Annotated in this window: 11 protein-coding genes; 7 read left to right on the plus strand and 4 right to left on the minus strand. The window is 38.4% G+C overall.

The annotated features are described in order from the left end of the window. Positions 1-2 precede the first annotated feature (2 nt). Positions 3-3,074 carry a SusC/RagA family TonB-linked outer membrane protein gene (locus EJF25_RS02040; protein ID WP_025076339.1) on the minus strand — a complete coding sequence of 1,024 codons (3,072 nt, stop codon included), beginning with the start codon at positions 3,072-3,074 and terminating at the stop codon, positions 3-5. Positions 3,075-3,103: 29 nt separating this feature from the next. Continuing rightward, positions 3,104-4,540 carry an IPT/TIG domain-containing protein gene (locus EJF25_RS02045; RefSeq protein ID WP_125039809.1) on the minus strand — a complete coding sequence of 479 codons (1,437 nt, stop codon included), beginning with the start codon at positions 4,538-4,540 and terminating at the stop codon, positions 3,104-3,106. Positions 4,541-4,898: 358 nt separating this feature from the next. On the opposite strand from EJF25_RS02045, the gene EJF25_RS02050 reads away from it, so the two are divergent. The 4 genes from EJF25_RS02050 (at position 4,899) to EJF25_RS24770 (ending at position 11,074) form a co-directional block, all read left to right on the plus strand. Next, entirely contained in the window at positions 4,899-6,971 is a 2,073-nt protein-coding gene (locus EJF25_RS02050; RefSeq protein WP_125039810.1) for an acetate--CoA ligase family protein, read from the plus strand. A 236-nt stretch (positions 6,972-7,207) separates the two neighbouring features. Next, complete coding sequence (locus tag EJF25_RS02055; RefSeq protein WP_125039811.1) at positions 7,208-8,389, plus strand: purple acid phosphatase family protein; 1,182 nt, start codon at positions 7,208-7,210, stop codon at positions 8,387-8,389. Between the two features lie 63 nt (positions 8,390-8,452). Next, positions 8,453-10,447 (plus strand): retaining alpha-galactosidase, encoded by a 1,995-nt coding sequence (locus EJF25_RS02060; RefSeq protein ID WP_125039812.1) that lies wholly within the window; start codon positions 8,453-8,455, stop codon positions 10,445-10,447. Positions 10,448-10,468: 21 nt separating this feature from the next. Then, positions 10,469-11,074, plus strand: coding sequence for a hypothetical protein (locus tag EJF25_RS24770; RefSeq protein WP_160119358.1), 606 nt, complete (start codon positions 10,469-10,471; stop codon positions 11,072-11,074). 41 nt (positions 11,075-11,115) lie between these two features. Here the strand turns inward: EJF25_RS24770 and EJF25_RS02065 are convergent, their stop codons facing one another. Continuing rightward, positions 11,116-12,402, minus strand: a complete 1,287-nt coding sequence (locus tag EJF25_RS02065; RefSeq protein ID WP_009040242.1) for an IS1380-like element ISBf12 family transposase — start codon at positions 12,400-12,402, stop codon at positions 11,116-11,118. Between the two features lie 81 nt (positions 12,403-12,483). On the opposite strand from EJF25_RS02065, the gene EJF25_RS02070 reads away from it, so the two are divergent. From EJF25_RS02070 to EJF25_RS02080, 3 genes are all read left to right on the plus strand, one after another. Then, positions 12,484-14,067: a glucosidase family protein gene (locus tag EJF25_RS02070; RefSeq protein WP_200832848.1), complete on the plus strand. Its 1,584-nt coding sequence runs from the start codon at positions 12,484-12,486 to the stop codon at positions 14,065-14,067. A 201-nt stretch (positions 14,068-14,268) separates the two neighbouring features. Beyond that, the gene (locus EJF25_RS25345) at positions 14,269-16,332 is read left to right on the plus strand and encodes a family 43 glycosylhydrolase (protein WP_125039813.1); all 2,064 of its coding nucleotides are present in this window, start codon (positions 14,269-14,271) and stop codon (positions 16,330-16,332) included. A 79-nt stretch (positions 16,333-16,411) separates the two neighbouring features. After that, on the plus strand, positions 16,412-17,242 hold the full coding sequence (locus tag EJF25_RS02080) for a glycerophosphodiester phosphodiesterase (RefSeq protein ID WP_125039814.1): 831 nt from the start codon (positions 16,412-16,414) through the stop codon (positions 17,240-17,242). A 175-nt stretch (positions 17,243-17,417) separates the two neighbouring features. Here EJF25_RS02080 and EJF25_RS02085 read toward each other — a convergent pair whose 3' ends face one another. After that, positions 17,418-21,395 carry a hybrid sensor histidine kinase/response regulator transcription factor gene (locus tag EJF25_RS02085; RefSeq protein WP_125039815.1) on the minus strand — a complete coding sequence of 1,326 codons (3,978 nt, stop codon included), beginning with the start codon at positions 21,393-21,395 and terminating at the stop codon, positions 17,418-17,420. Positions 21,396-21,592 lie beyond the last annotated feature (197 nt).

The raw sequence follows: 21,592 nt of genomic DNA on the forward strand, positions 1-21,592 counted from the left end.
TTTTATAAATTAACAGTTAATCCTATTGTATAGGTTCTAGATAAAGGATATTTCTCTCCTGTTCCGCTTCCCATTTCAGGATCCCACAGTTTGAAACTGGAGAATGTCAGTAAATTAGTTCCCATAAGATAGATTCGTACTTTATTTAGATATAAACTTCTTGTCCATTGTGTAGGTAATGTATAACCTAATTCCAAATTCTTCAGACGGAGATAAGAACCGTCACGCATCCAATAAGTAGAAGTACGGTAATTGTTACTATTTCCTCCAAAAGTAAGACGAGGATATTTTGCATTAGGATCTTCGTTAGTACCTAATGACCAATAATTACCTACTACATCGGTTAGGATATTACCCCAATATTGTTGGCTAAGAGGATAAGCCACTGATCCATAAAGTGCAAAAGAGGACTTTCCTGCTCCTTGGAAATGTAAATTGAAATCAAATCCTTTCCATTGAGCCGACAAACCGAAACCATAAATCAGGTTGGGTCTGGTTGTAGCTCCAATAGGCACCTCATCGTTACTGTCAATCACTCCATCACCATTTACATCCTTATATTTAATATCACCCGGAGCTACATCTCCAAATGTTTGCTTTGGGCTATTGCGGATATCATCATAGTCTACAAATAATCCTTCTGCGATTAGTCCTCTCAACTGATCTACACGAAAACCTTGGTTTCTTTTGTAATCAAAATGACTATAAGCTTCATCATATTCTTTGATCTCATTCTTACTATAAGTCATATTTGCACGGAAAGTCAAAGCAACATCTCCTATCTTTTGATTATAAGCAACATTTCCATCAAAACCTCTTGATAAAACAGATCCTACATTAGCATATGGAGAATACTCCAACAATCCAGTACTATAGGGTAAAAAAGTACGTTTCATGTAAATCCCATCACGTTGTTCATGGAAGTAATCTACAGTACCACTAAACTTATCATTGAATAGAGAGAAATCAACTCCTACGTCATGTTTCTTTGCAACTTCCCAAGTAATGCCGGTTGAGGCGAAGTTACTGTACGTCAATCCTTGATAGAAGGCTCCAGTAGAACTATTAGTACCTATATCTCCATAATAATAGCCATATTTATCTTCTGTTTTATAGGTTGACAAATAAGGGAAACGTGATGATAAATAGTCATTACCTACCTTACCATATGAATAACGGAGTTTGAACATATTCATCCACTTGAGGTTATTTTTAATAATAGGTTCTTCCGCAATATTCCATGCCACAGAATAAGCCGGGAAGAAACCGAATTGGTGTCCTGTAGCAAAGTTTTCTGAGCCATTGTAACCAAAGTTAAAATCGAAGAAATAACGATATTTCCATCCGTAAGTAAAACGCCCAGCCAATCCCTGATGACGACGCTCGATAGCTTGAATTGCGTTTTTTTCAAAGTTTTCAGATGTATTTACTGTCTTATCTTGTGAATATTTCATAACTCCACCTACTATATGGTCACCAAAAGTACGGTTGTAATGTAATTCAGCTTCCAAATATTCCTTTCGGTCACCGGTTGCATGTGGATTAACTACCATCAACTGTTCAGATACTACCTTATCATATTCTAACTTTCCTTCAGCATTTCGTTTATTTTGTGCCTTCCACATATCAGGCCATTTAATATGTGAGTTAGTGTTATAGGTATTAGTATCATATCCGAATCGTCCGTAAAATTTCAATCCTTCAGTGATAAACTTTAAGTCTTGTTCTAAATTAACAGTAGTTTGAATTTTATTATTCCACTTTTCTGCATATCCCATTTGGGTAACCAAGAACCATGGGTTTATCTGGTTACCTGTTCCCTGTGCAGCCCACTTCCCATCTTTATATTTCACCGGAGTAGCAATAGGATTGTATGAGAGCGCAGAAATCCAAATTTGACTGGCTGATCCTCCCGGCTGGTTCTGTTTGTCCAAAGAACCGGATACACCAACTTTCAACAAGGTCGTTTTTGTCAGATTCAAATCAATATTCATACGATAGTTCCAACGGCGATAGTTCGCATTGGTATTATATTCTTTCAATCCTTCATCTGTTTTATACATACCGCCTTCGTCTACGTAACTCGCAGAAACGAAATAACGTGCAGTAGTACCACCACCACTCAAATCGACTGTAGCACGATAGATAGGAGCACCTTTCTTAAGAATCAGATTCATCCAATCTACATTCGGGAATAATTCCGGATCAAGTCCGTTACGAAAAAGTTCTACGTCTTCAGCTGAATAAGGAGCAGGTTTGCTACGTGTAGTAAAAGCCTCATTTACCATATTAACATAAGTAACACCATCTACAAATTCCGGGGTCTTGGTACGTGTACTATAAGATGTTTCAACCTTTACGTTTACCTTTGTCTTACCCTCTTTTCCTCGTTTGGTAGTGATTAATACAACTCCATTCGCACCTCGAGAACCATAAATAGCTGTTGCAGAAGCATCTTTCAATACAGAAAATGTTTCAATGTCTTCTACATTCACTTCGTTCAAGTCACGTTCGAACCCGTCTACTAAAACCAAGGCACTAGATCCTGCTCCAAAAGTGGAAATACCACGGATCCAGAATTCGGAGATATTATCACCCGGCTGGCCGGAAGTCTGGCGCGCTAAGATGCCTGGTACATTTCCAGCCAAAGCATTTGTGATGCTAGAGGAAGGCGTCCTCAATTGAGACACATCTACTGTAGTTACTGCACCGGTTACAGTAATCTTTTTCTGTGCACCCGTACCTGTAACAGTAACTTCATCCAATACATTATTTTCATCCTCTTTCATGACAACGTCAATCACTCTCTTATCTTTTACCAATACTTCTTTTGATTGGAATCCTACATAAGAAAAAATTAATGTGGAATAATCCGGTACTTTTATTTTATATTTACCATTAATATCAGTCATCACACCAAATCCAGGCATGTTTTTCACAGTAATGTTTACACCTATAAGAGGCTCTTTGTTTACATCAGTAACGATTCCTGTTACTTCTATTTGTTGTTCCTGTGCATAGGAAGCGCTGATACATCCTATCACCAACAAAAACAGTAAGAATATTTTTTTCATATTAAATATGTTTTTTATAGTATATAGTATTATTCAGTTCTTAGATAACGAACACAGCGATTTCCAGTATCACCGATATAGAATGTTTCTTCCTCTTCATCATACGTTATAGATTTCGGACTGTTGAAACGAGCTTCATGCAATGGTTCTCCATCAATATATCCATTGTAAGCATTGTCTGCAGTGTAATTACTACGTCCCGCAACAATGGAAGCAATACCTTCGGGAGTAATCTTCCAGATACAGTGTCCAAGTTGATCTGCGATATAAAAATCATAAACATCTTCTTTACCTTCCTGCACATACTTGGGGTTCTTTACAAAGTCACCACACCAAGGTAGTCCAAAACGAGCCAATGAGCCTACTCCTTCTCTTAGGTCTCCCGCAGAGCCACCATAAGAAGATCCTGCAACAAGTGTGGGACTTACCAGCGTTTTAGCAACAGGATCATAGTCACTTTTATAAATACCGCCATCATAACGGCTAAATACATAAACAAATTTTCCACTCGGATGTACCTTCATTTTTATTTGGCGACCTGCACTTTTGAGAAAATCAAAACAAACAGTTGAGCTCTTATCTATCACTGGAACTCCACTATTACGTACAAGTTTCATAATAGATCCACCTGTATAAGTGGTAAAGAAAACAGTACCATCCGGCATATATGCTATAGCATAAGTACATGAAGCATAAGAATATGGACGTAACTTTTGAAAATTCTCTGAGCGTAATAAATAATGGATGTTAGGCATTGAAACATCACCTAGATTACCCTTACCATTATCATCAGCAATCAATAATGTATCACCGTCTGCCGAGAAAGTAAAAGTTTGCATTTCCGGAGATCGTGAACCTGTATAAATCGTTTTTACCTCCTGTTTTGTTAAATTAATCATACGAATGCCTTCACTTCCATCCGTAAAACTAGACGTAAATATTATTTTGTCTCCATTATCTGGTTTGGGATCAAACATCATCCAATCAGATCTTGGAACTCCGGCACCTTCAGAAAAAGCACCATCTTGGAACGGAGCAGCACCAGTTTCAGAATTATAATTTCTCAATAATGTTCCGACTACTACCTGAGACTTGTAGTCAAAACGCTCTTCAAATGCATAATCTGCTACAACATTACCGTCTTTGTCGTTAATAACAACTTTAATGTCACCATCGTAAGCACGTGCCGGAAGCATACAATGTATCTTCGAACCATCACTTGCGATAACCGGTGTCTTCTGCCCCCCTATCGTCACATGAATTCTGCTTTCGTCCGTACCAAAATTTGAGCCCATGATATACATTCGAGTACGTACTCCCCCCTCTTTAGGAGTAAAGTCCGTAAATTCCACCGGCTTCGAGGGATCGCACGGCTTGAAATCCCATACGCTAGGATCCTTGAAATCGTCTTTGCAGCCGACCGCAAACAAACAGCACATAAGTGCTACAATCAAGTGCTTATTCATAAAATTAAATAATTAAAAAGGTTAATAAAAACATATTTATTACACAATATATGCTTACAATTTCACTGTTTCTTAGAAACAATATCAACTATTTAATCCTACTAATTGAATTTCGTTTAAATACATTCAATTCTACTGGTGCGTTTTACACATTTGATAACTTCAGACCAGATTCAAAACGATCTACAGTATATCCAGTGTCCTTTTTATCCCCAACATGACATAATGCGAATTATGTCATTAGGTTATAATATAGGTACCTCAATAAATAAGTACCATAATCTTTCTGCATATTTTTTCATATTTCTTTCAGAAAAGGATATATTTGTACTTAAGTTAAATAAAACCTGTAGACGATATGATAACAAACCAGTTACTGTGTCCTGAAAGCATTGTTGTAGTAGGGGCTTCGAATAATGTACATAAGCCAGGTGGCGCTATATTGAAGAATCTGATTAATGGAGGATATCGTGGAGAACTTAGAGCAGTGAATCCAAAAGAAAAAGAGATACAGGGAATTCCTGCTTTTGCTGATGTAAAAGATATACCTGATACAGATCTGGCTGTATTAGCTATCCCGGCAGCTTTATGCCCGGATGTAGTCGATTTGTTGGCAAAAGAAAAAAAGACGAGAGCATTTATCATTCTTTCCGCCGGATTTGGAGAGGAAACACATGAAGGAGCATTACTTGAAGAGCGGATATTAGAAACTGTCAATCAATATGGAGCATCTTTGATCGGTCCCAATTGTATTGGACTAATGAATACTTGTCATCATAGTGTTTTCAGTCAACCTATTCCCAATTTAAATTCAAGGGGAGTAGATTTAATTTCCAGTTCTGGGGCTACAGCTGTATTTATTTTAGAGAGTGCCGTAACGAAAGGATTACAGTTTAATTCGGTATGGTCGGTAGGTAATGCGAAACAAATTGGGGTAGAAGATGTGCTTCAGTTCATGGATGAGCATTTCGATCCGGAAAGAGATTCTCATCTTAAATTACTTTATATTGAAAGCATTAAAAAACCGGATAGGCTGCTATTCCATGCTTCTTCTTTAATTAGGAAAGGCTGTAAGATAGCGGCTATTAAGGCAGGAAGTTCGGAGAGTGGAAGTCGTGCAGCTTCTTCGCATACAGGGGCGATTGCCAGTTCAGATTCAGCGGTTGAAGCTTTGTTTCGTAAAGCAGGTATTGTTCGTTGCTTTTCACGTGAAGAACTCACTACTGTAGGTTGTGTATTTACATTGCCGGAATTGAAAGGGAAGAACTTTGCTATCATAACTCATGCCGGTGGTCCCGGAGTCATGCTGACTGACGCTTTAAGCAAAGGTGGATTGAATGTCCCCAAACTCGAAGGAGAACAAGTGGAAGAGCTGAAAGCGCAACTTTTTCCCGGTGCTTCCGTTGGTAACCCAATTGATATTCTTGCTACCGGAACGCCACAACATTTACGTACTTGTATTGATTATTGTGAGGAGAAGTTTGAGAATATAGATGCAATGATGGCTATCTTTGGTACACCAGGATTAGTGACGATGTTTGAGATGTATGATGTACTTCATGAGAAAATGCAGGTTTGTCGCAAACCTATTTTCCCTATTTTGCCATCCATAAATACTGCTGGAGCAGAAGTGGCGGCATTTCTGGCAAAAGGTCATGTGAATTTTGCAGATGAAGTAACATTAGGGACAGCTCTTTCCCGTATTGTGAACGCTCCTAAACCTGCAGCACCCGAGATTGAATTGTTCGGAGTAGATGTGCCGAGAATTCGTCGTATCATTGATTCTATTCCGGACGATGGTTACATCGAGCCGCATTATGTGCAAGCCTTACTTCATGCAGCAGGGATTTCCATTGTGGATGAATTTGTTTCTGATAAGAAAGAAGAGATTCTTGCTTTTGCCCATCGTTGCGGGTTTCCGGTTGTTGCTAAAGTAGTAGGTCCGGTACATAAGTCAGATGTTGGAGGGGTCTCTTTGAATATTAAAGGGGAGCAATATCTTGCATTAGAATTTGAGCGGATGATGAGAATTCCCGAAGCTCGTGCAGTGATGGTACAACCCATGTTGAAGGGTACTGAACTGTTTATCGGTGCCAAATATGAAGAGAGATTCGGGCATGTAGTACTTTGTGGATTGGGAGGGATTTTTGTAGAAGTACTGAAAGATGTATCTTCCGGTTTGGCTCCACTTTCTTATGAAGAGGCATACTCTATGATTCATTCTTTGCGTGCTTATAAGATTATACAAGGAACACGTGGGCAAAAAGGGGTGAATGAAGACAAGTTTGCAGAGATCATTGTTCGTTTGTCCACACTTCTCCGATTTGCAACAGAAATTAAAGAGATGGATATAAATCCGCTTCTAGCTACAGATAAGTCTGTTATAGCCGTTGATGCACGTATTAGGATTGAGAAAGGGGAGATGCAATAGGGTTTTATATCTTTGTCAATACTTTGGTATTTGAGTTAAAGAAATGATTACTGTATTATATTTACTAAGATGGATTGAATAAAATAGAGATATAAGTCAGCATTTATACACTAATTGGTTGAATCAATTTTTCTAGGTTTTGATTCAAATGTTGCATTTGCTTAAAAAATAACGGGTTAGCTTTGCAACACTTAATCGGGGCTCCTTTAAATAACTATATGTAAACTGAAAATGTAATGAGAAACACACTTTTACATCTTAAACGATTTACTTTGGCATTTATTCTGATTATTGGGCTTACTTTCAGTCTTTCTGCCAAACAAACTGAAGCTTTTAAAATCTCTCATGGTCCTTATCTGCAAGAGGTTACTACCGATGGTGTAAGTTTCATTTTTACTACCTCACTTCCTGCTTTTTCGTGTATCGAATTACGAAAACAGGGCGAAACACAATCTAAAATGTATCGTCATACAGAATATGGGTTGCATGATGCATATAATACTTTTCATTCGATTCGATCCCAAGGTTTAGAACCGGGGACTGCTTACGAATATCGTATTCTCACAAAAGAAATACGTGAGTTTAATCCATATAAAATTGTTTATGGGGATAGTATCACTTCTCAATGGTACTCTTTTCAAACGACTGATCCCAAAGGTAAGGGAGGTTCATTGTTTATTGTAAGTGATACACATAACGATGCTAAGAAGTTGGAAACATTACTGAATCTTTGTGACTATAAGACTTGTGATGTTTTTCTTTATGCCGGTGATCTTATGAATTATATGGAAAATGATGAGACTCCGTTTGAATCTTTTATTGATACCAGTGTTCGTCTTTTTGCTACATCTATTCCTTTTGAAATGGTAAGAGGCAATCATGAAACACGAGGAAAGCTGGCACGTACCTATCCGAAACTATTTCCGAAGACAACTGACAAAATATATAGTAGTCGTTTGGTAGGAGATATTATGATAGTAATGTTAGATTGTGGGGAAGATAAACCAGACACTGCTCCTGTCTATGCAGGATTGAATGATTTCGACAACTATCGTACCGAACAAACGGAATGGCTGAAAGAACTGGTAAAGACCAAAGATTTTAAGAAAGCTAAATACCGTATCGTCATATCGCATTTTCCAATGATTACTTCCCTCGACAAAGGTCAGGATACTGATCATGGAATAAGCGATTTAGCAGCTAAAATGTTACCTGTTTTAAATAAGGCAAACATTGATCTTATGATTTCCGGGCATACCCATCGTTATGATTTCTTTGAAGCAGGTAGTGGTGGTAATCATTTTCCGGTTATTGTAGGAAGTAATCAAAGTGCTACTCGATTGGATATCCAAGATGGAAAGATTAAAGCCAAAGTAGTGGATAAAGATGGAAAGATACTGTTGGATATGCAGTTTTAAGAAGATAATAATCTCCTATCATAGATTTTAAATAAAATATTATACATATACAAAATGATAAAAATGAAGAAACTAATACTAATGATCGCATGCGGAATGCTAGTGCTTTCTGCTCAGGCACAAAAGGTGTTTAAACTTAATTCTCCGAATGATAATTTATGTGTCAAGATTACTACTGGTAAGCAGTTAGTATATGATATCACTTGTAATGGCAAACAAATACTTGCTCCTTCTCCGATTTCTATGACATTGGATAACGGACAGGTTTGGGGAGTAAATGCCGGATTGGCGGGTAGTAAACAGAAAAAAGTTGATCAGGTAGTTCCTTCTCCTTTTTATCGTGCAAAGGAGATAAAAGATCGCTATAATGAATTGGTACTTCGTTTTAAAGGAAATTATTCCATTGAATTCCGCGCATATGATGATGGAGTAGCTTACCGTTTTGTCAGTCAGGTGAAAAAGCCTTTCAACGTAGTGAACGAGCAGGCAGATTTTTGTTTTCCTTCTGATGTGTCGGCAACTGTTCCTTATGTGAAGAGAGGAAATGATGGCGATTTTGGATCACAATTTTTTAACTCCTTTGAGAATGAATATAGTACAGATAAACTGTCGAAGTTGAATGAAAAACGTTTGATGTTTCTTCCGTTAGTGGTAGAAGTAGATGAAGGAACTAAAGTGTGTATTACTGAAACTCATTTAGAGAATTATCCGGGACTTTATCTTTCGACAGCGAAAGGAGGTAATAGTTTGAGTGGTGTATTTGCTCCCTATCCTAAGAAAATGGTTCAAGGTGGCCATAATAATCTTCAAATGTTGGTAGAAGAACGTGAAAATTATATTGCCAAAGTAGATAAAGAAAGGAGTTTTCCATGGCGTATTGCTATTGTGACTACTTCGGACAAGGATCTAGCCGCTAGTAATCTGAGTTATCTACTGGCAGCTCCATCCCGATTGAAAGATATTTCTTGGATTAAACCCGGAAAAGTTGCTTGGGATTGGTGGAATGCTTGGAATCTGGAAGGTGTTGATTTTGCTACCGGAGTAAACAATGCTACCTATAAAGCATATATTGACTTTGCTTCTGCAAAAGGTATTGAATATGTGATTCTTGATGAAGGTTGGGCTGTGAATAAAAAGGCAGACTTAATGCAGGTAGTGGATGATATTAATCTGAAAGAACTAGTAGGTTATGCTGCAGCTCAGAATGTAGGAATTATATTGTGGGCCGGTTACCATGCCTTTGATCGTGATATGGAGAATGTTTGCCGTCATTATTCGGAAATGGGTGTTAAAGGTTTCAAAGTGGACTTTATGGATCGTGACGACCAATTGATGACAGACTTCAATTATCGTGCGGCAGCAATGTGTGCCAAATATAAAATGATCCTCGATTTGCATGGTACTTCCAAGCCGGCAGGGTTGAACCGTACTTATCCGAATGTATTGAACTTTGAGGGAGTAAACGGATTAGAACAGCTAAAATGGAGTCCGGCTACACTTGATCAGGTAAAATATGATGTGATGATTCCTTTCATTCGTCAGGTATCAGGGCCGATGGACTACACGCAAGGTGCTATGCGTAATGCAGTTAAAGGGAACTATTATCCATGTTATACAGAACCAATGAGCCAAGGTACACGTTGTCGTCAGTTGGCTTTATATGTAATATTTGAGTCTCCATTTAATATGCTGTGTGATTCTCCTAGTAACTATATGCGTGAACCTGAATCCACTAGTTTTATAGCAGGCATACCTACTGTGTGGGATGAAAGTAAGGTCTTGGATGGTAAAATGGGTGAATATATCGTTACCGCACGTCGGGATGGAGATGTATGGTATGTTGGAGGAATCACTAACTGGGATACCAGAGAAATGACGATCGATCTTTCTTTCTTACCGGATGGAGATTATCAGGTAGAAGAATTCCGTGATGGAGTGAATGCACATCGTAAAGGTACGGATTATTGCAGGGAAGAGAAAAGTTTACCTGCGGATAAGAAACTGAAAGTTAAGATGTATCCAGGCGGAGGATATGTAGCTAAAATTCAGATAAAGTAATCTTCTAATATTTGAAGGACAATGATGAAAAAGATAAGCTTGTGGGTACTTCTCTTATTTTTCTTAAATGCTACTAATAATGCGCAGCAGTTCTGGAAAATTGACAGTTTGGGTAATAGTATCACGTGGCAGGTGAGAGAAGGAGAAGCTCATTCCGATCATATTGAGATGGCTGGTAAACGGCTAGCTACGGTACTTCGGTATGGGGTAAATAAAGAAGGAGCTTTCAAACTGAATAAGGGTTTAGTCTGGCCAATGCTTCGTACGATACCTAATAATACGCATGGCAATGTGATTCGCCGTTTCGACTGGAATCCGCTGGATGCGGTGACAGTGAATGGAAACAGTATTCGTGAACAAGTGAAGACTGTGACTTTGAATGGCACAATGGAGGTAATTAGCCAGATATCATTGGGAAATAATTCATCATTGTCTTTAAGACGGACTTATTTCCCATCTGTGGATTCCCCTTCTTTAGTGGAAATTTATGAGTTTACCCTCAAATCCGCAACTAAGCCCTTGAACGTCCTTATTGCGTTTACACGTCCTCTCATTACTGAATTTGCAGATAATTTGAACTTGAAGCACCCACTTCTGCCTACAATATCCCCTTACCCCACAATGTGACTTGAGGCAATACACAATATCATTCCCATAAGTTGTAGGCATTATCCAAAATCAGTCTGGAAAACATCTGCGTAAGCATTATTACAGGTATAGATGTTCAGCACATACCGCCTTGATGTCCTGATCCACTTGGCTGGTACAGAGATAAACCTGAAGACAAACGCTTTTATGCGACTTGTTGCATTGAGCCCGAACTTCTTTACGTCAAGTCTTTGAATAATGGCCTTGTAAAAGTTACGGATAAGTGCTGTAAGAAGAAGGAACACTGTGTTCTCTGCCATGAAGGATTTGGGCAATCTGTCCCACCCGAAACCATTGTTCATATCATCGAAGATACGTTCCTTTCCTCCACGAAGGTTATAGAACTCGACAATTTCTCTTACGGAAGAATCATAGTCGTTAGTCAGGATACAACGGTATGTGTATTCTCCTTCCCAAAAATCCTGCACACCATCCATCCGTTTCTGTCTTTGAATCACAAGTCGATATGCCTTACCTTTCCACTTCTCAACAAGGATAGAGTTCAATTCAAACTCAATGCCATTGATTTCCTCAGTTTTCCAGCCTTTGAGAGCAAAGGTGTCATTGTAGATCGAACTGCAGCGGTTAGCACGGATATAGAAGGACTTGCAGTGTTTTTCTATTTCCTCCACGATTTCCTCGGAACATGATCCACAATCAGCTCTGAAGCGATTGATAGTGAGCCCATTCTGTTCAAATCTCGCAAAGAACCTCTTCAGCGTGTCCTTCTGATGGAAACGAACATTTGTGTTACCATCGCTATTCTCTATACCGACTATCAAATCGCCAATAACCGCCACGCCAGGGCGATAACCAAGGAACTTCTTGTATGTAGGCTTTGCATCATACTTCTCTGTCTCTATGAACTGATGGTCGAAATCAACATCATACATCTCACCCTCTTTCAGTTGGCCAGATGCAAATATACAATTGAGCAATAAAGTATTGAGAGTGTCAGCCGTATTGAAATCGTAGGTCTTGCCCATATCTGATGTGTATGAAATGTTTTCTTGCGTCAACTCCTTTATCGCCCTGAGGATAGTATCAGAGCTACAAGTGCGAAGTGTCGGATGAAGCGAGAGGTGGTTCATCAAATGAGTAGTGACATCCTCAATACATGAACCGCTACAGAAGTAGATACTCATGAGAGAACGGATGATTTCGCTGTACTGATAACCGAACGATCTACACCTTAGACCGAGGGTTGAGTCGATTACAGATGATAATGTGGAGTCAAATTGCTCCATGATTGAAAATAATCCCCCAAAAGGAGTGAGTCTCTCAGATTTAATTTGTATCTTCGCCATGTCTATCGTCGGATTCTCTTGTTTTTTTTGCAACACTAAGATAAGTGAAAATTCTGACATGGCAAAATCCTGAGCAACTTTTTGTTGCTCAGGTACTTAAAAAGTTTAATTTATAATAGTGTTGCGGAATTAAGGTTTACCAATACAGGGAAAGAAAAAGTAAATCTCGAAATTCCGGAAATTCATTCGGTACTTACAACAGATCCGAGTCGGGGAGTCGAAGGTAGTTATACTATACATTTACAGACATGGAATTCGGGATATGTGGTTTTAAGTCCGGGAAAATCATATTCGTTCCCCGCATCAATCTCAGCCTATAAATCTTCGGAAAAGGTGCAAACGATAGATGGCATTGTAGAAATGAATAAGCGTAAGGAATTGGTGGCGGAATGGATGAATAATCTGGTATTGGAAACTCCGGAACCTGTACTTAATGAAATGTTTGCTTTCTCTAAGATACGTGCATGCGAAAGTATTTATGAAACCAAGTCCGGTCCGATGCATGGACCGGGTGGTGAAGCTTATTATGCTGCGATCTGGGCTAATGACCAGGCAGAATATGTTGATCCTTATTTCCCATTTGTAGGTTATTCCTACGGAAATGCCTCTGCTTTAAACTCGTTCAGATTGTTCTCAAAATATATAAATGATGAGGGCAAACCAATGCCCAGCTCGATCATTGCCGAAGGACTTGATCATTTTGGGGTGGCGGGTGACCGTGGTGATGGTGCTATGGTTGCTTACGGAGCTGCTCGTTATGCTTTGGCAAGGGGAAGTAAAGCTGAAGCGGAAGAGCTATGGCCATTGATTGAATGGTGTTTGGAGTTTTGTCGTCAAAAACTTAACGATAAAGGAGTTGTGACCTCTGACTCAGATGAATTGGAAAACCGTTTCCCTTCTGGGGAAGCGAATCTTTGTACCTCTTCTTTGTATTATGATGCATTACTTTCGGCTGCCTATTTGGCAGAGGACCTAGGAAAAGGAACTACTGTTGTGAAGAAATATCGTGAGCAGGCTGCTCAGATGGAAAAGAACATAGACAGTTACTTTGCTTCCACAGTGGAAGGTTTTGATACATATGCTTACTATGAGGGAAATGATATTTTGCGTTCATGGATCTGTATTCCTTTGGTAATGGGAATCGACAAGCGTGCATCGGGAACAATTGACGCACTCTTCTCCCCCCGGTTATGGACAGAAAACGGTTTGCTGACGCAAGCTGGTACAAATACTTTTTGGGATCGTTCCACATTGTATGCGTTGCGTGGAGTGTTTACAGTTGGTGAGATAGAGAAGGCTATGACATTTTTGAAACGTTATTCTGTAACGCGCTTGTTGGGCAGTCATGTTCCTTATGCGGTAGAGGCCTGGCCGGAGGGGAATCAGCGTCATCTTTCTGCAGAAAGTGGATTGTATGGTCGTATCTTTACAGAAGGAATGTTTGGTATTCGTCCCACCGGACTTCATTCGTTTTCTTTGACGCCACGTTTGCCGGAAGAGTGGGATCGTATGGCATTTCGAAAAATAAAAGCCTTTGGAGCGGATTTTGATATTATAGTGGAACGTGTGAAAGGAGAGATAATTCGTATTAGAATAGAAAAAGCAGGAAAGATTATTCTGAATAAGAAGATAAAGAGTGGTACAACAATCTTGTGTAATATTTAATAATCTCCTTATCCAAAATGTCTTTCTGAGGATTCAGAAGAGTATTGTTTAACTATTTATTGGGTATTAATAGTTGAGATGTAGGCTATTAATGGCTGATGTCTCAACTATTAATAGTTTATTTATGATTATTAGTACTTTAAGTAGGTAGTTAATCATTAGGGATGATTACTTGATGTATTTGTACAATAGTTGATAAATATGAATAATAATATTAATATGCGTTTGAATAGAATAAATAAAAAAGTAGGTGTAATAAAGATTGGAATTTGTCTAGTTATTGTATTATTAAATAGCTACGTTCTTCTGGCACAACAGAATTCTCAGCCGTCAACAAAAGAGGTGGGTTATAACATTTCTGCCGGAGATATGCATATGCGTGACCCTTTTGTTACAGTAGATCATAAAAATCATTGTTATTATATTATTACTTCCCGGTGGAAAGATGGTAGGGGTGGACTTTTTGCTTATATGAGTGAGGATTTGAAAAACTGGAAAGAAATAGGTTTTGTATTTCAGGCAGCCCCTGATTATTTAGGTAAAGATGATTTCTGGGCTCCTGACACCTATGAATATAAAGGTAACTATTATTCTTTTCTGACTCTAAGTAATAAGGAAAAAGGAATTTTGCGGGGAACTACTATTTTGAAATCGACTACAGGTGCTTTAGGTACTTACAAGCCTGTGTTACCTGCAGAGCAGTTGAATATAACTCCGGGATCTATGCAATGTCTGGATGGTTCATTGTTTGTGGAAGACAATGGTACACCTTGGATTGTTTTCAGTGTGGAATGGTGTGGTCCGAATGTTCAGGATAAAATCGGAGAAATATGGGCACAGAAATTGAAACGGGACTTGACAGGAACCGTTGGTAAACCACATCGTTTGTTTAGAGCTTCCGATGCAAAATGGCCGACAAAAATAGGAGATGGAGTATTAGTTACAGATGCTCCTTTCATCTGGAAAGATAAAGTAAGTGGAAACTTGATATTGACTTGGTCCAGCTTCTCTCCGCTTTATTCTATTGGTCAGGCTATTTCCAAAAGTGGTAAAGTATTGGGTCCTTGGGAACACGAAGAAAAACCTGTTTTTTCTAATAATGGTGGACATCAGATGATTTTTGAAGATTTACAGGGGAATTTGAAGATATCCTTTCATTCCCCTAATGAATCAAAAGGAGCAAAACGCGAAACGTTGACAATCATGGATATTAAGATTAAAGATGGAAAATTTGAAGTCCTCGATAAAAATCTGGTGTCTGAAAAGAATGTTTTCGATCCGTTAGTAGTAGGCGGAGAGAATAAAATGTGCTGCAAACCTGAGAAGAAATATACTAATCCTGTGAAAACGACGGAAAATAAAGATTTGTCTATAGGAGATCCGTTTGTCTATCAGCATAATGGTATCTATTATCTGACAGGGACGACAAATGATTCCGGTTTTGATTATTATACTTCTAAAGATCTTATCACGTGGGAAAATAAAGGACCTCTTTACCGCAAACCAGCTAATCATATTGGAACTAGTGCTTTCTGGGCACCCGAAGTGAGATATTACAAAGGCAAGTTTTATATGACTTACTGCTGCTATGTTCCGGAAAAAGATATGCTGCAGACGTGTCTGGCCGAAAGCGAAAATCCGGATGGTCCTTTTACTGATCTCTATACCCCTTGGTTCGATTTGGGTTACTCTATTATTGATGCTGATATATTTGTAGATGACGATGGTACTCCTTATGTTTATTATAGTAAAAACGGCATGCTGAATGGCATTGCAACGGGAGAACTTTATGCTGCAAAATTGAAAAAAGATCTTTCCGGACTTGATGGAGAGCCTATTTTTGTGTCCGGAGCATCTCAGGAATGGGAGAAAGTGCGTTGGGACGTAAATCGTTGTAATGAAGGTCCTTTTGTTTTTAAGAGAAATGGTACCTATTATATGACTTATTCTGCTAACGATACAGGAGAGGGTTTCTACGGGGTTGGAGTTTCATATGCCCAGCATCCGTTAGGCCCATGGAAGAAATGCGTTGATAATCCTTTGATGACAACTGATCTTTCGAATAACATTTCTTCTCCCGGACATAATTCTGTTATTGAAGCACCGGATAGAAATTTATATATAGTCTATCATCGTCATGCAGATGCACATTGTAAGAAACCGAATTGGGATCGTGTAGTTTGTATAGATAGGCTTTATTTTGATGAAAGGGGAAAATTGAAAGTGGATGGTCCGACTAATACTCCTCAATTGGTTGGCTGGTAATTAACTTTTGATCCTCGTATTTATTCGCAGATATACTGTAATATACCAGATCATTAAGTCTGTCAAATTAATAAAGAACATGAAAACACATCGATTATTTTTCACTTTGTTAGCAGCACTTTTCACATCCGTAGAGTTGTTCGGACAGACCCAAGAAATACGCCTGTTCTCGCATCGTGGCGGACGGATGGAAAACGATGAGAATACGCTGAAAGCTTTTAAAGCCAGTTATGATGCCGGTTATCGTGGTTTTGAGACTGATATACGAATGACTAAGGACGGAGAACTAGTAATTACGCATGATAGTTCATTGGAACGGACCACTAATGGTAAAGGTCTTGTTGAAGATCATACGAAAACGGAAATCATGCAATTGCAGACAAAACAAGGGAACAAGATGATGTTTCTTGATGAATTACTTGTGTTTCTGCAAGATAAAAAGGGGCTGTATGTGGAATTTGAGATGAAAACGAGTCCTGCATCTCTTTATCCTGAAGATCGTTTGAAAGAATATTGTGATAAGTTATATAAAAAGGTGATGGAAAAACGACCATCGGATGCTCTCTATGTATTTACTTCAAGTGATTATCGGGCTTTGCGTTATCTTCAGTCACATTATCCGGGTGTTGATTTGTTATTGATAACTTCTAAACCTTGTAATGCCGAAACGATAGCTTTATGCAAAACCGTTGGAATAAACCGTTTAGGAGCAACCATGAATGGAACAAGTCGCGAGAGTGTTCAAAGAGCTCATAAAGAGGGAATCATTGTAAGCTTATGGCCAGGAAAATCTGTTGAGGATTTTATGTTAGGAGCGTATTTAGGATGCGATTATATGTGTACCGATATCCCAATACAACTCAAAAAATGGATTGCAGCGAAAGCTTCGTGGATCAATGTGAAATATTAGGCTGTATATTCTTTACAGTAAGATCATAGTATCATGATAACGGGGTGGAGAAGGTTGCTGTTTATGATTCAATGCATAGAAAATACACCGTAATTTCCAATGTAGAATAGAAATTGTGCAATAAGTTTTAATTATTCATATTCCTAATCACTCTACATTCCTAAGGGCTCTTACTTTAAAAGTCCTTAGGTAAAGTACCGAATTGCTTTTGGAAGCATTTAGCAAAATAAGATGGAGTATTGAATCCTACCATATAGCAAACTTCATTGATTCTATACTCTCCTTTTTTTAAAAGTAGAGCAGCTTTCTTTAGTCGTTCCAATCGGATATAATCATTGGGAGTCATGTTTAAAATCCCTTTTATCTTGCGGTTCATGCTTGATCGGCTCATATTCATCAATACAGCCATTTTATCCAAGTCGAATTCTGGATCTTGCATATTTGTCTCTACCGTTTGTGACAAGTTTTGTAGGAATTTCTGATCTGCCTCTGTCATTGCTACCGAATTCGTTGGAAGGAAAGGTGAATTTGCAAATGCTGCATACAGCCGTTCACGACTTTCCAGCAAGTTATCTATGGATGTTCTTAAAAGCTCCAGAGAAAAAGGTTTCTCTATGTACGCATCAGCACCGGACTTTAAACCGTCTATTTTAGCTTGCAGTGAGACTTTTGCTGTTAATAGAATAATAGGTATGTGACTATAGTTTACATCTTTCTTTAATTGGTTACATAGTGCCAACCCATCCATCTCAGGCATCATAACATCACTGATCACTAATTTGATTTCCTCTTGTTTGAGCATTTCTAATGCCTCAATACCATTCCTGGCTGTCACTACTTTATACCAAGGAGATAGTTGCCGTACGATAAAAGCTTGCATATCCTTATTATCCTCTATGACCAATATAGAAGGCAATTCTTTGTTTTCTATATTAGCTTCAGGTACTTTTATGGCAGCAGAAGGTTCATCTTTCTCGAGTATTATTTCTTTCTTTTCACTTAAATCTTTCACTTCTGACTGATAATGGGTAATTGGAATTGAAAGGATAAACCGATTACAATCCATGGTTTGGTCAATGCCTAAAGTACCATGATGTAACTCTGCTAAAGAACGGGCCAAAGCTAAGCCAATGCCTGTACCGGATGTTAGCTGACTTTGCTCATTCTTATATTGAATGAAAGGTTTGAAAATTTCTTCTCTCATATCCTTTGGGATCGGCTCCCCGTCGTTACATATAGATAATAGAAAACTGTTATTCTCTATCCATAATCTGACATGTATATAAGTTTCAGAATATTTAATCGCGTTTGTCAGTAAGTTGCTAATAATCTTGATCAATGCTTCCCGATCGACTGAAGCACTGACTTGATCAGCTCCTTCAATGGTGTATTCCAACCTTCTCTGTAATGCTAATGACGTGAAACCTTTATAAGTTTGCTGCAATAACTCTGTAATGTCGCATTCTTCAAACTTTAGTTGGAAACCTTGAATTTCCGCTTTCCGGAAATCAAGAAGTTGATTGACCAAATCCAACAATCGGTTGGCATTCATATTCATAATTTCCAGGTCCTCACGTATCTCATTAGGAAGTTTTTTGTAAGATAGAACGTTTTCCAATGGCCCTTTGATCAAAGTTAGCGGGGTGCGTATCTCATGAGTTACGTCTGTAAAGAAGTCTATCTTTGCAGTATATAAGTCACGCTCTTTTTCTTGTTTGATTTTCTCTATTAGTTTCAGTTGATTTTCTTTGTTCCTTTTCTGAAAATAAGAGAGCAATAGAAAAGCTGATAACAAGCTAAACAGAGCATAAATAAAATAAGCCCATTTTGACAGATAGAATGGAGGGAGAACTTCAATCTCTAAGGTACGTTCCATATTTGCCCCGGACAGATTTTTGTTTTTTGCTAGTTTTAACCGGAGCGTATAGTTGCCATAAGGTAGATTTGAATAATTGATAATGAAGTTATTCTCTACTGGAGCCCACTTTTCGCTGAATCCATCTAATCTATAGATTAATTGCTGCGTTGAAGGTGATTGATAATTCAAAGCAGCAACATGTAATGAGAACGAATTTAGTTTTGGTAGCAACTGAATTTTGTCTGAGAATAGGATACTTTTTGTTAGTAGAGAATTCTCATCAGCCACAATTACCCGATTGTTGAATATGGAAAAGTCGGTTATTACAATAGGAGGGTTAAAAGGATTTTCCATAAGCATGTCAGGCTCAAAAGCAATAAAACCATTGATACATCCGAAATAGATACGGTTATTTTTATCTTTGAAACTAGACTGATAGTTGAACTGATTACATAGTAATCCATCATCAGTAGTATAAATCCGTTTCTCATTCGTCTCCGGATTGAAACGAACAAGTCCATTATTGGTAGTCAGCCATAGTTGATGCATATTATCTTCTTCCATTCGGTAAATGGTATTACTCGGGAATCCATGCGGCATACCATAACGAAGAAAATTATCATTTTCCGGGATGTAACGGCAGAAACCTCCTCCTTGAGTCATGATCCATAGCCTTTTTTGACTGTCTTCATAACAATTGGTTACTTTATTGTAAGGTAGAGAATTCGGATTATTTGCCTGATAATGAAAGTTTTTCCATTTCTTTAGTTTGATATCATAACGGAATACTCCACTAGCGTACGTAGATACCCAGACATTGCCATGCGAATCTTCAAGAATATGATAAATGTTCTTGTTAGAGAGTTCCGGAATGGACGTGAAATTATCAGATTCGGGATTATAGCGTATCAGTCCTCGGACAGTTCCCAACCATAAATCACCTGTGGTTGATTTACATATTGACATTACATCGCTGATATCCATAGCATTGGAAGATGTCCCTTTTTGAAAATGTTTCACTTGCTTTGTCCGTAGGTCTATGCGGTTTAATCCCCCCAAATAGTTACCTACCCATAAGTAATTTCCATCCAGGCACAGCCCATGTACATTGTGAGAAATATCAGGATGCCGGAAAGGTTTTATCTCCCCGCTGACTGGGTTAAAGTTGAATAGTCCGCAATCTTCCGTACCGATCCATATCGTGCCATCGTTGCTTTCGCAAAATTCACGTACTCTTTTCCCAAAGTCTCCGATTCTTCCGGAATAGAATTTCTCAAAGTAAGTATAGGGATACGGGTGGTAGTTAATTCCCCCAAAAAAGGAGCCAATCCACATTCCTGCCTCTCTGTCCCGATAAATAGAATAGATAGCATTATCTGCCAATGAATATGGATCATTGCCGTCCGAATCCGTTAGGTGTTCGGTTGTACCATTGTTTAAGTGGCAAATGTATAATCCGTTTTCAGTACCTACCCATAATTCTTTATCAGAGCATAATTCCAGATCGCGAACATAATGGTCAAGTAGCCGTCTGGTTTTTTGGGTTGTCAGGTTGATCTCTGTCAGCCCATTTGAAGAACCGACATACCAGCAGTTATGTGCTCCGACGAGTCTTGCAGTGATTATCGCGTTTTTGAACGTTTCTTGTCCGTCACTGTCCTTAAAAGGTTGTAGGGTTTGGAAGTCATCATTTGTATAGTAGAGATTGTCGGCATACAATCCTATCCAACAGGTTTGACCTTCAAACCAGAAATGACTGATATTTGCCAATGCCTTTCCGGACTTCTTGGGGGACAAATAATTGGATAATGTCTGTTGGTTCATGTCGTATTTAAACAGACCTTGATAATCTACAGAAATCCAGATATCATTATTCCTGTCACTTCCGATTTGGGTTACGGCTTGAGTGATTACTTCTCCCGTATCGCTGGTTATATTAAAGGCAGTAAACTTTTCTTTTCTCGGATCATATATGTATACTCCGGCATCTGTTCCTATCCAGATTTTCCCTTTTCTATCTTCAAATAAAGCTGTGATGAAATCATTTCCCAAGCCGGATTCTTCTTTCTTGAAGATACGGAAACTCTGTCCGTCATAGCGGTTCAATCCTTCCTTTGTACCAAACCACATAAAGCCTTGCCGGTCTTGCAGAATCGCAAATATGGTATTCTGTGACAGACCGTTTTTGATATCCAATGTTTTGAAATAGTGTTGGATATTATCTTGCGCAAACAACGGAAAGCCATAGAGAAAGACAGTACAGAGGATAAACCACAGAGCTTTTATCTTTTTCATAATGCAAATAATGACACAATTTAGAATTGGCTAGCTTTTTATATTAAGGCTATGCAAACTTAGATAAAAATTCCGAGATTATTGTATATGTGTCTCAAAAACGAGATTATTACTATTGTTTTTATATGGATTCATTCCCTTTTAGTATCCAAAATATCTAAATGATAGGGGAATATAGTTCGTTTGGAACAATTTTT

Source organism: Bacteroides faecalis, assembly GCF_003865075.1.
Classification (GTDB): domain Bacteria; phylum Bacteroidota; class Bacteroidia; order Bacteroidales; family Bacteroidaceae; genus Bacteroides; species Bacteroides faecalis.

Bases quoted from the DNA above. Each gene is read 5' to 3' on its own strand.
- EJF25_RS02085 (WP_125039815.1), bottom strand. From the start codon at position 21,395: ATGAAAAAGATAAAAGCTCTGTGGTTTATCCTCTGTACTGTCTTTCTC.
- EJF25_RS25345 (WP_125039813.1), top strand. From the start codon at position 14,269: ATGAATAATAATATTAATATGCGTTTGAATAGAATAAATAAAAAAGTA.
- EJF25_RS02040 (WP_025076339.1), bottom strand. From the start codon at position 3,074: ATGAAAAAAATATTCTTACTGTTTTTGTTGGTGATAGGATGTATCAGC.
- EJF25_RS02045 (WP_125039809.1), bottom strand. From the start codon at position 4,540: ATGAATAAGCACTTGATTGTAGCACTTATGTGCTGTTTGTTTGCGGTC.
- EJF25_RS24770 (WP_160119358.1), top strand. From the start codon at position 10,469: ATGATGAAAAAGATAAGCTTGTGGGTACTTCTCTTATTTTTCTTAAAT.
- EJF25_RS02080 (WP_125039814.1), top strand. From the start codon at position 16,412: ATGAAAACACATCGATTATTTTTCACTTTGTTAGCAGCACTTTTCACA.
- EJF25_RS02065 (WP_009040242.1), bottom strand. From the start codon at position 12,402: ATGGCGAAGATACAAATTAAATCTGAGAGACTCACTCCTTTTGGGGGA.
- EJF25_RS02050 (WP_125039810.1), top strand. From the start codon at position 4,899: ATGATAACAAACCAGTTACTGTGTCCTGAAAGCATTGTTGTAGTAGGG.
- EJF25_RS02055 (WP_125039811.1), top strand. From the start codon at position 7,208: ATGAGAAACACACTTTTACATCTTAAACGATTTACTTTGGCATTTATT.
- EJF25_RS02060 (WP_125039812.1), top strand. From the start codon at position 8,453: ATGAAGAAACTAATACTAATGATCGCATGCGGAATGCTAGTGCTTTCT.